This is a genomic window from Flavobacterium sp. TR2, assembly GCF_025252405.1.
Taxonomy (GTDB): Bacteria; Bacteroidota; Bacteroidia; order Flavobacteriales; family Flavobacteriaceae; genus Flavobacterium.
Map to the genome: position 1 here is coordinate 4,702,683 of NZ_CP104307.1, position 14,666 is coordinate 4,717,348.

Below are 14,666 nucleotides of genomic sequence, written 5' to 3' on the forward strand. Positions count from 1 at the left end.
CAAGAAAAAGACATAGCTTTGCATCAGCAAAATAAAGTCAATGATTAACCCATCAGCACCAGGCTGGATCGATAAGTTTTTTAGTGAACAGAAGTTTTCAGAAGCTATTCCTTTTGAAACTGTAGATTCGTTTTACTATAAAGTAAGAGAAACAGGGTTTATTTATGGCCATATTATTGCTATAGATTCTCAAGTTCCAATCCCGATCAAAGGCTGGTTTAAAACCGAAATTTCAAAAGTAGCTTTACTGAACACTCTCTATCATGTTTTTTGTTTGGAGAAAAGAAATTCGGAACCTAAAAATTTTATTTCAGAAGTTTTAAAGTTTTACAAACAAATGAATCCAGAGGGATTTAATTTGTTTAAAATGTTATTGCCCAAAGACACTCCTTCGCTATCTCTGGAAAACATTATAGATCAGCGAGTTCAAACCAATGACAGCATCATCAGTAAAAACTTTTCGCATTTGGTAACCAATGCGCTATTATTTATTGATGTTTTGGCATTTAGACAATATTTGGAACATGGAGAAATTCCTGAAAAATATTTAAAAAGGATTGAAGAAACTGTTTTAGGAATTGTTGGTTTGGCTTTAAAAACCAAAACCGTAAAATCGCAGCACGACGACCTTTTAATAAAACTTTTTGAGGCTTCAATACGCTATTCGAAATTTTCAAAAGTTACTGTCGAAACTCTGGAGACTTTGAATCTTGATTACTTCAAAAACAGACTTGAACAATATTACCTAATCGACATGGCCGGAATGGCTTTATGGAGTGATGGTGTAGTAGAAAACGAAGAATCGTATTTCTTATATGCTTTAGGATCAACAATGGGAGTTCCAGACGAATTTGTAACGAAAAGTATGGATACAACCAATACTTTTATCACCACTCACAAAAAGAAGATTCCGTACTTTAATTATTCGAATCCTGTTAAACATTTTTATGACCAAATGACGCATAGCGTAGTCAAATTAATCATACGAAACAAAAACAGGCTGATTAAAGAAATTGTTCAAAGCAAAGAATTAATGGTGCTTCTTGCCTACTCTACAACGAGAGATTTGGATGCAAAAGAAAAGAAGAAGGTAAAAAAACAGCTTTTAGACATTTGTAAAACCATTCCGTCGCTCACCATATTTTTACTTCCAGGAGGAAGTTTGCTGCTCCCTATATTGATTAAGTTTATTCCAACAATGCTGCCCTCAGCATTTAATGAGAACTTAGACGAGAACGAATAAAAAAAATCGCCCTTTTTACAGGGCGATTTCTATTTCTAACTATTAAAGATCTAATTGGTAAACTTCGTCCAGCTCATCATTCGAAGCAATGTTTACATTTAAGTCAGTTACAAAACCTGAATTTAATCCGTAAACCCATCCGTGAAGCATTAAGTCTTGGCCATTTTTCCAAGCATTTTGAACAATAGATGTTTTTGCTAAGTTGTAAACTTGCTCTTTAGTATTGATTTCAACAAAAGCATTAAAACGCTCTTCTTCATTCTCAATTGAGTTTAAATATTTATCGTGCAGACGGTACTCATCTTTAATATGACGCAGCCAGTTATCGATAATTCCAACAGACTGATGCCCCATTGCAGCTTTCACGCCACCGCATCCGTAATGCCCGCACACGATAATGTGCTTAATTTTCAAAACATTTACTGCATAATCAAGAACACTCAACATATTCATATCAGAGTGTACAACCATATTGGCAATGTTTCTGTGCACAAAAACTTCACCTGGTTTTGCACCAACAATTTCGTTTGCAGGAACACGGCTATCAGAACATCCAATCCATAATAATGGCGGCTGCTGTCCTTTTGCTAAATCAGCAAAATAATTAGGATCTTTTGCTAATGAAGTTTCTACCCACTTTTTATTGTTCTCTAATAACTGCTCATAAAATTTTCTCATTTCTTTTATTTTTTGTGTGGTAATTTCTAAGTTATAATAGTCTCAAAAAATGAACTTGATGTAAAGTTACCTAAATTTTGACATTTCTTTGGCTTTAAAAACACCTTATTTTAATTATTCTTCTCTAACAACTTCTCTTTTAACCATTTCTCTTTTTGCCACATCATAATAATGTTCAATCGTTACGTGGTTACTATTTTCTGGCGTATTTTCCAATTCGTAGGCTTCTTTAAACCCTTTGAGCTTCACTTTGATATTCTCATCAACTGCTCTGGTTTCTTTAAATTCGCGAATCAAATCTAAAACGTCATGCGCAATATACTCCGTATCATGAGCATTGATAACGACTTTTGAGTTTTCCGGAATTTCATTTAAAGTTTGTTTGATAGCCGCTTTGTTCAAAAACGAAACTTCCTGAGCTAAATCGATATGAATGATATCCCCATCCTCGTATTCTTCTTTTTTAAAGACATAAGCTCTTTTTAGGTTTCCTCTCAAAACAAAGATGATACTGATGATAATTCCCAACGCAACACCTTTTAGCAAATCTGTCGCAACAACAAAGACCAAAGTTGCAATGAAAGGTACAAACTGGTATTTTCCCTTTTCCCAGAAATGCATAAAAGTTGCTGGTTTTGCTAATTTATATCCAACCAAAATCAAAACGGTAGCCAATGTTGCCAATGGAATTTTGTTTAGAATAGCTGGTATAGACAATACGCTTATCAATAAAAGCACACCATGAATGATGGCAGACATTTTAGATTTTGCACCTGCATTATTATTCGCAGATGACCTAACTACGACAGAAGTCATTGGCAAACCTCCCAAAAGAGAACTTACAATATTACCAACACCTTGCGCTCTAAGCTCTACATTTGTATTGGTGTAACGTTTTTGCACATCCATTCTATCAGAAGCTTCAATACATAACAGCGTTTCGATAGAAGCGACAATGGCAATCGTAATGGCAACTACCCAAACTTGCGGATTTGTAATAGCAGTGAAGTCAGGCGTAATTATAATTGATTTAAAGTCTTCAAAAGATTTTGGAACTGGCAAAGAAACCAAATGTTCTTTCGCAATTGCCAAAGTGCTTCCTGTAGATAAAAATATTTCGTTTAAAACTACTCCAGCAATAACAGCAACCAAAGCTCCTGGAACCAGTTTTATTCTTTTTAGGAAAGGCACTTTTTCCCAAGCTAATAAAATGACCAATGAAACTGCCGAAACCACCACAGCTCCTAAATGAATGTGATTTAAAACATCAAACAAAAATGAAAATGAATTGCTTCCATCATTTTGAATAAAAGCTTGATCTCCTTCGAAATCTGCATCATAGCCAAAAGCGTGCGGTATCTGTTTTAAGATGATGATAATTCCGATACCCGCTAACATTCCTTCGATTACGTTTGTTGGAAAATAATTCGATATACTTCCCGCTTTTAAAAATCCTAATGCTAATTGAATTAATCCAGCAATAAAAACAGACATTAAAAATACATTGAACGCACCTAAATCGGTAATAGCGGTTAAAATGATAGCTGTTAACCCAGCAGCTGGACCTGATACGCTAATATGCGACTGGCTCAAATATCCTACAACGATACCCCCCACAACACCAGCGATAATTCCAGAAAATAACGGCGCTCCAGAAGCCATTGCAATACCTAAACACAACGGAAGAGCCACCAAGAAAACCACTAAACCTGAGGCAAAATCAGATTTAAGGTTGGCAAAAAGATTGATTTTTTTTGTCATAATATAATACTAAAAAAATTATTCATTAAAGATTTTCCGCATCTCGACAGAAATGCAGATAAAGATCAAAATAATCGAAAGTATTATGCTACGTTTGGCGGTGGAGCAAATATGCTCGGAGATATATTGTCTAGTTTGACAATGTTTTCAGAAATGATTGTTTTTTTCTCGATGTAAACCGGAATCAAAACTTCGTGCTCAAGAATTGCAGGGTGAACTACATTTTTAAGTTCTTTATGCACTTCTTCTTCAGCAATGCTAAAAGATATAGCCGTATTATTTCCTTTCTTTAACGCCTGAACAATTGTTGGGGTCGATAAGAAGGCAATGAATATGAATAATAATATGCGAGCTATAAATTTCATTAAAGCAAAAATAGCGTTAAACAAATAAAATCAAAGAGATTTTTATAGAAATTTAACATAAATAAAAAAGCAGAATGCAATTTTCATTCCATTCTGCTTCTATTTTATTAAAAACCAATATTTTATAATGATTCTTCTAACCAAGCATTCATCATCCAAATTGTTTTTTCCTGCTCAGCAATGAAGTCGCTCATCATAGAATTGGTTCCTTCATCATTAATTTCATCAGATTTGTTCAATATTTCTCTTTCGATTTTTAATAAATCTGATAGCGAATGAACAATCAATTGAACTGCTTTTTCGTCGTTAGAAATATTCTTCCCAACCGCTAATTTATTGTTTTTAATATAATCTTCAAAAGTATGCAGTGGCGTTCCTCCTATTGTTAGCACTCTTTCTGCAATCATATCAATTTTTAACTGTGCGTCTGTATATAATTCTTCAAATTTTACATGTAAATCAAAAAAACGCTTTCCACGAATATTCCAGTGAATTCCTCTCAAGTTTTGGTAATACACTTGAAAGTTTGACAATAAAACATTCAGTTCTTTTACTAACAATTCTGATTCTTTTACAGGTAATCCTAAAATATTTGTCTTCATAATTTAATTTTTTACACTAATTTACTACAAATTTAGGGTAACTTTACTAAAATATATATAAATAAAAATTATATTTTCTTATTTTTGCATCACAAATTACTATCAATATGACTATAACTCAATTGCAATATGTGTTAGCGGTTGCTGAGCATAAAAACTTCACCCTTGCTGCTGAAAAATGCTTTGTAACACAGCCAACTTTAAGTATGCAGATACAAAAAATTGAAGAAGAACTTAACATTTTAATTTTCGACAGAAGCAAAAAACCGATCCAGCTTACTGATATAGGGCAAAAAATTGTAAGTCAGGCAAAAAACATCGTAAACGAGGCTGATCGCATAAAAGATATTGTAGAACAGCAGAAAGGTTTTATTGGCGGAGAATTTCGTTTAGGGATTATTCCAACGATTATGCCTACACTTTTGCCAATGTTCTTGAACAACTTCATTAAAAAATATCCAAAAGTAAAACTCTTAATCGAAGAGCTTAATACAGAGGAAATTATTTTGAAATTGAAAAACGGACATCTTGATGCGGCGATTGCTGCAACTCCGCTTGAAGACGAAAAAATCAAAGAAATCGTATTGTACTTTGAGCCATTTGTGGCCTACATTCCTGAGCATCATGCCAGTTTCCAGAAAGAAGAAATTGAAGTAGCCGACTTAAACCTGAATGAAATTCTGCTTTTGCAAGACGGTCACTGCTTTAGAGATGGCATTTTGAATTTGTGCAAAAATGTCTCAGACGCCGACCAGAATAATTTCCAGATTCAAAGTGGAAGTTTTGAAACCTTGATTAAATTGGCAGACGAAGGCCTTGGTACAACGTTACTTCCGTACTTGCACACCTTAGACTTAAAAGAATCCGATAAACTGAAACTTCGAAATTTTAAGGAACCTAAACCGGCTCGAGAGGTAAGTTTGATCTACCCAAAGAGCGAATTAAAGATGCAAATCATTGATGCACTCAGATCTACAATTGCTGGCGTTGTAAAAGGTGCAATTGTTTTTCAAAATGTTCAAATCATTAGTCCATTACAAAAGAAAGCGCAATAAAAAAGGAGCCAATTTGGCTCCTTTCTTTTTATACTTTAATTAGTTGTAGACTTTGTTTTAATTCTGGTTTTCCGACAACGAAATTCAGCAACCATTCTTGCAATTGTTCCATTTCGTAAGGTAACAGTGTTTTGATAGCTTTTTCTAACTCTTTGCAGAAAAGTACCGGATCGAAACTAACTCTTTCAAGTATTGATTTCGTGTAATCAAACATCATTTTTGACATAATAAAATAAGATTTTCGGGGGTTATCTATTTTTTTAAACTCGAACCAAATTTAATCAAATAACTAACATAAATATTACTTTTAACTTATTTTTTTAAAAACTTTAGCAACGAATACGTTTTCTTAAAACATATAAATCAATGTAGAATTATTCTAAATAACTCATTTAAACCTTTTTATAAGCTCGAAACATTTCTCTTTTTCCTGGTGGACCTGTTAATTTTTCTACCGTAAATCCAACCTCTATCATACTTCTTTTAACAACTCCTCTTGCAGCGTATGTAACCAAAACACCATTAGGTTTTAAGCTATTGTACATTTTCTGAAAAATCTCGGTACTCCAAAGCTCCGGCTGCACTCTATACCCAAAGGCATCAAAGTAAATCAAATCAAAAGTTTCAAAATCGTTTATTTCGTGAAAAAATTGTTTTCTTTTGGTTAACGAGAATAGATCGCAAATTTCTGCTTTTTCATCCCATTCGCTTTTATGCATTTTTTCAAAAATGTTCTCAAATTCCAATGCCTCAAGTTCAGCGGCATAATTCATCTCTAAGATTTCATCTGCATCAACAGGATACGCCTCTACCCCTACGTAATCTATTTTCTGATTTTTTCTAATAGCTTCCAAAAAAGTAATAAAAGCATTCAAACCAGTACCAAAACCTATCTCTAATATACTTATAGGATTTTCAAATAATAAAAGTCCATTTTTGATAAAAACGTGCTTTGCTTCCTGAATTGCTCCGTGTTTGGAATGATAGCATTCGTCCCATTCTGGCAAACGAATTGTAGTTGAGCCATCTAGCGTTTTAATTATTTCTCTTTTCACCTTTTTAAGAATTTAGCAATAGCTTTTTATTGATTTTCAAGCTATTTTAATATTCAAAATTAGTCAAAACAAATGCGTAAAGCCTTAAAAAACGATACTTTTTTCATAAAATCTTTATAAAAACCAATTAAATATTTGAGTTTATTATAGGATAAATAAATCTCAGTCAAAACGAGCAAATAATGATTTTTCACTAAGTGTTTTACAGATTTTTACGTAATTTTGCATTCAATAAATTCTATTTTACACGATATCATCACTTTAGATTTTCTGACAGTGAAAAATATCTCACAAAAAACTACATAATTATGAGTACAACTCAAACGAGCAAAATTGAAATCATTAAAGCTGCTTCTACAAAAATAAACGAAGTAGATTTTGACAACTTAAGTTTTGGTGCTGTATTTACAGACCATTTATTCGAATGCGATTTTAAAAACGGGCAATGGCAAAATCCTGTCATTAAGCCTTATGCTCCTATTTTGATGGATCCATCTTCAAAAGTCTTCCACTATGGGCAAGCTATTTTTGAAGGAATGAAAGCTTATAAAGACGAAAACAATGACATTTGGCTGTTTAGACCAGATGAAAATTACAAACGTTTCAATAATTCTGCTGTTCGTATGGCAATGCCAGAAATTCCAGAATCTATTTTTATGGATGGTTTAAATGAATTATTGAAAATTGACCAACAATGGATTCAGAGAGGAAATGGAGCAAGTATGTACATTCGTCCTTTTATGATTGCTACAGGTCCTGGAGTTATCGCAAATCCTTCTGACGAATATAAATTTATGATTTTACTTTCTCCTGCAAAAGCATATTACGGAGGCGAAGTAAAAGTTATTATTGCAGAACATTTCAGTAGAGCTGCAAATGGCGGTATCGGAGCTGCAAAAGCTGCCGGAAACTACGCAGCTCAATTTTACCCAACTAACTTGGCAAACAAAGATGGTTTCCAACAAGTTATCTGGACTGATGATGCAACGCACACAAAACTAGAAGAAGCGGGAACAATGAACGTTTTCTTCAGAATTAACGATACTTTATTGACAGCTCCAACAAGCGAAAGAATTTTAGATGGTGTTACTAGAAAAAGTTTGATTGCAATGGCTGAAAAAGAAGGATTAAAAGTAGAAGTTCGTCCAGTAATTGTTTCAGAATTGGTAGAGGCTGCTAAAAACGGATCTTTGAAAGAAATCTTCGGAGCAGGAACGGCAGCTGTAATTAGCGTTATCAAAGGATTCTCTTATAAAGATGAATATTTTGAAATGGCTCCAGTCGAAAATTCTTACGCTTCTTTCTTAAAAGAGAAACTAACAAGTCTTCAAAACAAACTTTCTGAAGATACTTACGGATGGACAGTTAAAGTTCAATAATCCAAAACCATATAAAAAGGAAACCCGATAAATTAAGTTTTATCGGGTTTTTCATTTGATTTTATAACATATAGAAACATAGATTTTTTGTTTTTATAAAATAGCACAAAAAGAAATATGTTTCTTAACACATAGAGCTATGTGTATTTATAAAAGTGAAACGCCTTTTTTAAGTATCTAAAACTATGTTTTTATGCGTTTAAATTTTATAGCACTTAAAATAATTTAGAAAAATCAGGTTTAAAATAATTTGGCCCTTTCATCACTTTTCCGTCTTCACGATAAATTGGCTGTCCGTCTTCTCCTAATTTACTCATATTACTGCGCTGAATTTCATCAAAAACAGCTTCTATTTTATCTTGAAGTCCGTGCTCGATAATGGTTCCGCACAAGATATACATCATATCTCCAAGCGCGTCTGCAATTTCAACCAAATCATTATTCTGTACCGCTTCATAATATTCCTCATTTTCTTCCTTCATTAAATTATAACGAAGCAATTTTTTCTCTGCTCCCACATCAGCCTTTGGAGTCGTGCTGTGGCCAATTCTAAAAGCAGTGTGAAATTCTGTAACGGCATCAAGTTGTTTTTTCATATAGTAGTTTTCTTTTTTTTGGCTAATTTAAGTCACTTTCTTATAAATCTGAAAATTTATTGAACGAAATGAAAAGGCAATTTAGCAGCAAATCGTTTACAAATCTCTAAATTTGCTAAAAATTTTTATAACTATGTTTAGTCAAGGACAAATACTATTTGGAGTATGCTTTTTTATCGCTTTTGTAATCATTATGATTTTTGCTTATCGAAAAGATTTAAAATTACACAAAGTCTTTTACAAAGGAAATTACAAAGTATTGCTTGCCTTTCTGCTTTTCATTGTCCTTTTGTTCGTAATTAAAATCTTTCTAAAAAGATAAATTATTCTGGTTACAATAAAATAAAACCTAATAATTATGGGTTATTAGTAAGACTCGTAATAAAATTTATAACTTTACCGAAACCAAACAATCTACCATGAAAATTCTAAAGTATTTATTTCTTTTTGCACTTTTAAGCTTTGTTGCCCTTACTGTTTTTGTTGCTACACAGAAAGGAGATTTTTCTGTAGAAAGAAGTAAAGTTATCAATTCGCCTCGTACAACAGTTTATAATTATCTGAACGACTTTAGAAATTACGAAGATTTTGAATCATGGTCTGTTGAAGATCCTACAATTAAAATGACCTACGCTAATAAAACCAGCGGAAATGGGGCTACATTTTATTGGGATGGTGCTGAAGGAAAAGGAAATTCTATTATCCTTAAAACGAAAGACGGAGAAAGCATCGATCAGAAAATGCAGTTTGACGGTACTGAAGCAGATGTAAATTGGACTTTAAAAGATACTTTGAACGGAAAAACAAAAGTTACTTGGAAAGGAAAAGGAACTATGAGTTTTTTATTTAAAATATACACTGCTCTTCATGGGGGTTCTGATCGAGTTATTGGAACTATCTATGAGAAAAGTTTAGCCAATATTGACAAAAATTTAGATTACGAAACCAAAACTTATGCTGTTAAAGTAGACGGAGTGGTTAAGAAAACAGAAACTCCTTACATCAAGCAGACTTTTACCAGCGAAATTGCCAAAGTAAGCAAAAATGCAAGAATTGTAATTCCGAAGCTTATTCGTTTTAGCGAAACAAATGGTTTATCTGCGGTAGGAAAACCTTTTATCATTTATCATACCTATGACACTAAGACTGGTTTGGCCAAAATTTCGATTTGCCTTCCAATCAATAAAGAAATTTTAACAAGCTCAGGAAGCGATATTTTAGCAGGAAAACTAAATGGTTTTGATGCTGTAAAAACAACTCTTAACGGAGATTACTCTCATAGAAACGAAGCTATTGCAAAAACAACAGCTTATATCAACAATCAAAAGATTATTCCAGATTTAAGCTGGTCGCATCTTGAAATTTTGACATTAAGCAAATTGGATGTAAAAGCTTCTTCAAAATTGGTAACCGAAATTTATTTTCCAATAAAACCAAAAGTAGTTCCTGTAGCTGCCGAACCTGTTTATACTCCAGAAAGCGCTGGCGGAGAAACTCCAAGCGAACCTCGTACAGAACAGCCGCGCACAGAACCTGTAAAACGCAAACCAGCTGCACCTGCACCTGCTCCCGCGCAAACACCTGCACAAGAAGAAGATTCAGAATTTTAAATAATTTCAAAAGCATATTAAACCTTTTGTTTTAAATTCTGTCTAACTTCCATTAAAGTAAGTTTACAAAACAAAAAGTTTGATAGACGAGAAAGAATTTATAAAACAATTATTAACCCCTGAAACGCAAAACATTGCGTTTCAAAAACTCTTGTCTGATTATCAGAAACCTTTGTATTCTCATATTCGAAACATCGTTTTGAATCATGATGATGCCGACGATGTATTACAGAACACTTTTGTAAAAGTCTTTCAAAATCTTAAAAACTTTAAAGGAGAGAGCAAACTTTTTTCCTGGATGTATCGTATTGCCACCAACGAAGCTTTGACTTTTTTATCGCAAAAGGCAAAATTAAGCGGGATTACGTCTGAAGATCTGCAGAACAAAACAATAGACGGCTTAAAAGCTGACCTATATTTTGACGGAGATGAAATTCAGATCAAACTTCAAAAAGCAATTGTAACGCTTCCAGAAAAACAGCAATTAGTTTTCAAAATGAAATATTTTGAAGAATTAAAATATGAAGAAATTGCAGATATTTTAGGAACATCCGTCGGAGCTCTTAAAGCATCTTATCATCACGCAGTAAAAAAAATCGAATTATATGTTACATCAAATTAAACCTTTTGTAACTAAAACTGTCTTATAAGTATTATGAAAACATTTAAATTAGAAAACGAACCCAAGATAAAATCCGGCTTTAAAACTCCGGAAAACTATTTTGATCATTTTTCAGAAAAGGTTTTACAGCAATTAAACGAAAAAGAAGTTAAAGTAATTCCTTTTTACAAACGTAAAAAAACACTTTGGACGGCTGCAGCTGCCGTAGTTGGCTTTGCATTGTTAATTCCTGCAATAAATAATTATAAAGCAAATTCAAACGATCTTGACGAAGCAACTTTAGAAAATTATTTGTCTTATCATTCGAATATAAGCCAGTACGACTTGATACAAAAATTAGACGACAGCGATATCGAAAAATTAGGCAACGATGTTACTTTGGAAGATGAAACCTTAGAAGACATCTTGGCAACAAGTCCAAACCTAGAACACTTAATTTCAGAACAAAATTAAATCAAACTTAACTCAACAACTTAGCTTAACAATGAAAATAAAAAACATTTTACCGCTACTGCTCTTTCTGACAAGTTTTTCAATTTTTGCACAAAATGGAAAAATTGATGAAAAGCGTGAAAAGATTAAAGCTTTTAAAGTGTCATTTTTAACTACAGAATTAGAATTGACTTCAACTGAAGCCGAAAAGTTTTGGCCAATTTATAATGCTTATGACGATAAACAGTATGAATTGAAGTATTTGAAAATGAAAACTTATCTGAAACAGTTAAAAGATGACAATCTTAAAAACCTTTCAGATAAAGAAGCGGCAACGTTACTATCTCAAATCGAAAGTACAGATAAAGAAATATACCAGCTTCGCGAAAAATACATGAGCAGTCTGAAAAAAGTGCTTCCTGCAAAAAAGATACTATTGCTTAAAAAATCTGAAGACGATTTTAATCGAAAATTATTGCAGCAATACCGCGATAAAGCTAATAAGGATTAAACTTAACGATACAACAGTGATAAGGACCCTATATAATAATACTTACTTTATTATTTAGGGTTCTTATTTTTTATTTAAAATTAAGCCTAACCACTTTGTTATGTCCAGCTGCGATGGCAGTATTTCTGTTCACAAATCGAATAGTGAAAAATTTGGTATCTGTAGAAAGCTGCATCCAGTTTTCTCCTCCATTTTGAGAATATTGTATTCCTTCAGAACCTACGCAAACAATTTCTCTTCCATTGCCTCCAGGAACATATTGTACGCATGATGCATAACCAAATCCCATATTTTGGCCAATTAATTGCCAAGTTTTGCCACCATCTTTTGTAAAAGCTTTATTATTGGCTTTATTATTAGGAAGATCATAATCTCCTCCAGCAATAAAACCTTGCTTAGAATCATAAAAATCAGCAGTAAAAATTCCTGTCATTTGTTTTCCCTGCACAATTGGAGTTTCTACAACTTTCCATGTTTTTGCCTTGTCAGGAGAATAAAAAACACGCGCTTTTTTCCCGCCCGAAACTAGCCAAGTATCATTACCTTTTATAACAATGTTCGTATTGCTGGCTGCAAAAGCAGCTTCTCCAGTACTATTTGTTGGCAATTTATCAGAAAGCAGTTTTGTCCAAGTTTCTCCGCCGTCGCGAGTAACAATAATAGAAAAAGTATCTTCTGTTGGATCTCCAATCGCAATTCCTTCCTTATCGTTCCAGAACTGCATACTATCGTAAAAAACTTTCGGATTAACTTCTTTATAAACCAATTTGACCTTGCGGTCCTTTTTTGAAACTGAATAAAGAAGCGCTGGATTTGCCACACTCAATAAAAAAATATCTTTTGAGGTTTGCGCGATGCTTCTAAATTCTAATTTGAGCGTATCGCGATAAATATGCTCTTCGAATTTTTCTTTTTTATCCAAATCATAGCAACCAAAACGAGAATTATCTGCTCCGTACCAAACTTTATTTTTATCAATAAGAATTGCTCTAATACTAATTCTGTCCTTAAATAATGTATCAATTGTCATTGAAGTAAAGCCGTTATTGTAAACAATATCAGTTTTATTATTAAATGATCTAAAAGACATCAATAAAATAAAAATAACACAAAATAAAGAGAGTTTTTTCATAGGAAACTTAAAAATTTGGTTAACGCTAAAATACAATTAATTCCCACATGGAAAATTAATTTCTTTATTTTTTTCGAGAAGAATATATGTTATTTCATTTACAGATATTTATCTAAAAAACATTCCAAATAATTCCAAACAAACAACAACAAACTAATAACCAATACTTTAATAACTATATTTTAGCACATAAATTTTGTGGCACAGTAATTGAATATCTCATTACAGAAAATAATTTAATACAAATTAGCCATGAAAGCGAATTTACTTTTTATAGCGATAACTGCCTTACTTTTTGGTTCTTGTGCTGCACAAAGCCAAACTACTGTATATGCAAAAAACTCAGATATAAGCGATAATTTAGATTTAAGAGCAGTTGCTTCGATGTTTGGAGAATCTGCTAACCTTCAAGATTTTGAAAGACGTTTGAATGATCCTAAATATCAAATATCAAACCTTGACCTTAACGGTGACGACGAAGTAGATTATCTTCGTGTAATCGAAAGTGTTGAAAACAGAACTCACGTTGTTATTATCCAAGCGGTTTTAGATCGTGATGTTTACCAAGACGTTGCTACAATAGATGTAGAAAGAGACAATTACAATAAAGTTAGCGTTCAAATTGTTGGAAACTCTTACTTGTATGGAGCAAATTATATTTACGAACCTGTTTATAGTGTTGTCCCTGTAATTTACACCTCATTTTGGGTAACAAATTATAGACCTTACTATTCTACTTGGTATTGGGGATATTATCCAACATACTATAGCGCATGGAGACCTTATCCAGTTTACAGATATAGAAACAACATTAATGTTTGCATCAATGTACACAATACATACAACTATGTAAACGTGAGAAGAAGTTACAGAGCTCCTGCTATTTATGAAACAAGACGTACTTACGGGTACGAAAGAATGCGTCCGAATTATAGCTTTGCCGAAAGACATTCTAACACAACAAACAGATACGAGTTGGACCAAAGACGTGTAGCGAGCAGAGATGCTAATAGAAATACATATAATACCAACAGAAATTATACTGGAAGAACAACATCTGACTACGGAAATTCTAACAGAACATACGCCGAAAACAGAAATGCAACAAACAGAACATCTGCAGACAGAAGCAGCAACAGCAATAGAGGATACAACTCTACAGGCAGAAGTTCTGAAAGCGTAAGCACAGAAAGAAGCACAAACCGTGGCGGTTATTCAAATAATGGCTACAATCCTCAAAGAACAGAAAACAGCGCAAGAGTACAAAATACTCAAAGAGTAGATTACGGAAATAGCAATAATTCAAGTACATCAAGAGGATATTCGACACGCGAAGCATCTGCTCCAAGAGCCGAAAGAAGTTCAAGAAGCTATTCTGAAAACCAATCTAGCAATTCAAACAGAGATTACTCTGCTAGACCGCAACAAAGCCAGCGTTCAGAATCTCCACGAGTGAGCCAGGAATCTTCTAGAGGAGGCCAAGAATCTCGAGGCGGACAAAGCCAAAGAGATAACAGTTCTAATTCTAGAAATTATGGAAGAAGAGGTTAATTTTCAAAATAAATAATACTCAAAAAAGAGAGCACAATTTTACGATTGTGCTTTTTTTTATCTTTTTAATTTTA

16 protein-coding genes are annotated in these 14,666 nt (G+C 33.1%); 8 read left to right on the top strand and 8 right to left on the bottom strand.

Annotation, left to right across the window (positions count from 1 at the left end):
• Window positions 1-40: 40 nt before the first annotated feature.
• Window positions 41-1,243 carry an LETM1-related biofilm-associated protein gene (locus tag N4T20_RS20030; RefSeq protein WP_260670828.1) on the top strand — a complete coding sequence of 401 codons (1,203 nt, stop codon included), beginning with the start codon at window positions 41-43 and terminating at the stop codon, window positions 1,241-1,243.
• Window positions 1,244-1,285: 42 nt separating this feature from the next.
• Here N4T20_RS20030 and can read toward each other — a convergent pair whose 3' ends face one another.
• The 4 genes from can to N4T20_RS20050 all read right to left on the bottom strand — a co-directional run bounded on the left by can (window position 1,286) and on the right by N4T20_RS20050 (window position 4,649).
• Complete coding sequence (can, locus tag N4T20_RS20035; protein WP_008468497.1) at window positions 1,286-1,921, bottom strand: carbonate dehydratase; 636 nt, start codon at window positions 1,919-1,921, stop codon at window positions 1,286-1,288.
• A gap of 114 nt (window positions 1,922-2,035) precedes the next feature.
• A complete protein-coding gene (locus tag N4T20_RS20040; RefSeq protein WP_260670829.1) occupies window positions 2,036-3,682 on the bottom strand; it encodes a SulP family inorganic anion transporter in 1,647 nt (548 codons plus the stop codon).
• A gap of 83 nt (window positions 3,683-3,765) precedes the next feature.
• Window positions 3,766-4,047 carry a hypothetical protein gene (locus tag N4T20_RS20045; RefSeq protein ID WP_260670830.1) on the bottom strand — a complete coding sequence of 94 codons (282 nt, stop codon included), beginning with the start codon at window positions 4,045-4,047 and terminating at the stop codon, window positions 3,766-3,768.
• 122 nt (window positions 4,048-4,169) lie between these two features.
• Window positions 4,170-4,649, bottom strand: a complete 480-nt coding sequence (locus tag N4T20_RS20050) for a Dps family protein (protein WP_260670831.1) — start codon at window positions 4,647-4,649, stop codon at window positions 4,170-4,172.
• 107 nt (window positions 4,650-4,756) lie between these two features.
• On the opposite strand from N4T20_RS20050, the gene N4T20_RS20055 reads away from it, so the two are divergent.
• Window positions 4,757-5,704: a LysR substrate-binding domain-containing protein gene (locus N4T20_RS20055; protein ID WP_260670832.1), complete on the top strand. Its 948-nt coding sequence runs from the start codon at window positions 4,757-4,759 to the stop codon at window positions 5,702-5,704.
• Window positions 5,705-5,732: 28 nt separating this feature from the next.
• On the opposite strand, the gene N4T20_RS20060 is transcribed toward N4T20_RS20055, so the two are convergent.
• Together N4T20_RS20060 and mnmD are read right to left on the bottom strand one after the other, a co-directional pair.
• A complete protein-coding gene (locus N4T20_RS20060; RefSeq protein ID WP_008468486.1) occupies window positions 5,733-5,930 on the bottom strand; it encodes a hypothetical protein in 198 nt (65 codons plus the stop codon).
• A 166-nt stretch (window positions 5,931-6,096) separates the two neighbouring features.
• Entirely contained in the window at window positions 6,097-6,759 is a 663-nt protein-coding gene (gene mnmD / locus N4T20_RS20065) for a tRNA (5-methylaminomethyl-2-thiouridine)(34)-methyltransferase MnmD (protein ID WP_260670833.1), read from the bottom strand.
• A gap of 308 nt (window positions 6,760-7,067) precedes the next feature.
• On the opposite strand from mnmD, the gene N4T20_RS20070 reads away from it, so the two are divergent.
• Window positions 7,068-8,138 carry a branched-chain amino acid aminotransferase gene (locus N4T20_RS20070; RefSeq protein WP_260670834.1) on the top strand — a complete coding sequence of 357 codons (1,071 nt, stop codon included), beginning with the start codon at window positions 7,068-7,070 and terminating at the stop codon, window positions 8,136-8,138.
• 215 nt (window positions 8,139-8,353) lie between these two features.
• Here N4T20_RS20070 and N4T20_RS20075 read toward each other — a convergent pair whose 3' ends face one another.
• On the bottom strand, window positions 8,354-8,734 hold the full coding sequence (locus N4T20_RS20075) for a nucleoside triphosphate pyrophosphohydrolase family protein (RefSeq protein ID WP_198856490.1): 381 nt from the start codon (window positions 8,732-8,734) through the stop codon (window positions 8,354-8,356).
• Window positions 8,735-9,153: 419 nt separating this feature from the next.
• On the opposite strand from N4T20_RS20075, the gene N4T20_RS20085 reads away from it, so the two are divergent.
• The 4 genes from N4T20_RS20085 to N4T20_RS20100 all read left to right on the top strand — a co-directional run bounded on the left by N4T20_RS20085 (window position 9,154) and on the right by N4T20_RS20100 (window position 11,909).
• Window positions 9,154-10,344, top strand: coding sequence for an SRPBCC family protein (locus tag N4T20_RS20085; RefSeq protein ID WP_260670835.1), 1,191 nt, complete (start codon window positions 9,154-9,156; stop codon window positions 10,342-10,344).
• 79 nt (window positions 10,345-10,423) lie between these two features.
• Window positions 10,424-10,966: an RNA polymerase sigma factor gene (locus N4T20_RS20090; protein WP_260670836.1), complete on the top strand. Its 543-nt coding sequence runs from the start codon at window positions 10,424-10,426 to the stop codon at window positions 10,964-10,966.
• Between the two features lie 33 nt (window positions 10,967-10,999).
• Window positions 11,000-11,419, top strand: coding sequence for a hypothetical protein (locus N4T20_RS20095; protein WP_260670837.1), 420 nt, complete (start codon window positions 11,000-11,002; stop codon window positions 11,417-11,419).
• A 31-nt stretch (window positions 11,420-11,450) separates the two neighbouring features.
• Window positions 11,451-11,909, top strand: coding sequence for a sensor of ECF-type sigma factor (locus N4T20_RS20100; protein ID WP_260670838.1), 459 nt, complete (start codon window positions 11,451-11,453; stop codon window positions 11,907-11,909).
• Between the two features lie 70 nt (window positions 11,910-11,979).
• On the opposite strand, the gene N4T20_RS20105 is transcribed toward N4T20_RS20100, so the two are convergent.
• Entirely contained in the window at window positions 11,980-13,041 is a 1,062-nt protein-coding gene (locus tag N4T20_RS20105; RefSeq protein ID WP_260670839.1) for an oxidoreductase, read from the bottom strand.
• A gap of 252 nt (window positions 13,042-13,293) precedes the next feature.
• On the opposite strand from N4T20_RS20105, the gene N4T20_RS20110 reads away from it, so the two are divergent.
• On the top strand, window positions 13,294-14,592 hold the full coding sequence (locus tag N4T20_RS20110; protein WP_260670840.1) for a hypothetical protein: 1,299 nt from the start codon (window positions 13,294-13,296) through the stop codon (window positions 14,590-14,592).
• Window positions 14,593-14,666: the final 74 nt, after the last annotated feature.

Coding starts and splice junctions, on each gene's coding strand:
- N4T20_RS20030 (WP_260670828.1), top strand. CDS start 41: ATGATTAACCCATCAGCACCAGGCTGGATCGATAAGTTTTTTAGTGAA.
- can (WP_008468497.1), bottom strand. CDS start 1,921: ATGAGAAAATTTTATGAGCAGTTATTAGAGAACAATAAAAAGTGGGTA.
- N4T20_RS20040 (WP_260670829.1), bottom strand. CDS start 3,682: ATGACAAAAAAAATCAATCTTTTTGCCAACCTTAAATCTGATTTTGCC.
- N4T20_RS20045 (WP_260670830.1), bottom strand. CDS start 4,047: ATGAAATTTATAGCTCGCATATTATTATTCATATTCATTGCCTTCTTA.
- N4T20_RS20050 (WP_260670831.1), bottom strand. CDS start 4,649: ATGAAGACAAATATTTTAGGATTACCTGTAAAAGAATCAGAATTGTTA.
- N4T20_RS20055 (WP_260670832.1), top strand. CDS start 4,757: ATGACTATAACTCAATTGCAATATGTGTTAGCGGTTGCTGAGCATAAA.
- N4T20_RS20060 (WP_008468486.1), bottom strand. CDS start 5,930: ATGTCAAAAATGATGTTTGATTACACGAAATCAATACTTGAAAGAGTT.
- N4T20_RS20070 (WP_260670834.1), top strand. CDS start 7,068: ATGAGTACAACTCAAACGAGCAAAATTGAAATCATTAAAGCTGCTTCT.
- N4T20_RS20075 (WP_198856490.1), bottom strand. CDS start 8,734: ATGAAAAAACAACTTGATGCCGTTACAGAATTTCACACTGCTTTTAGA.
- N4T20_RS20085 (WP_260670835.1), top strand. CDS start 9,154: ATGAAAATTCTAAAGTATTTATTTCTTTTTGCACTTTTAAGCTTTGTT.
- N4T20_RS20095 (WP_260670837.1), top strand. CDS start 11,000: ATGAAAACATTTAAATTAGAAAACGAACCCAAGATAAAATCCGGCTTT.
- N4T20_RS20100 (WP_260670838.1), top strand. CDS start 11,451: ATGAAAATAAAAAACATTTTACCGCTACTGCTCTTTCTGACAAGTTTT.
- N4T20_RS20105 (WP_260670839.1), bottom strand. CDS start 13,041: ATGAAAAAACTCTCTTTATTTTGTGTTATTTTTATTTTATTGATGTCT.
- N4T20_RS20110 (WP_260670840.1), top strand. CDS start 13,294: ATGAAAGCGAATTTACTTTTTATAGCGATAACTGCCTTACTTTTTGGT.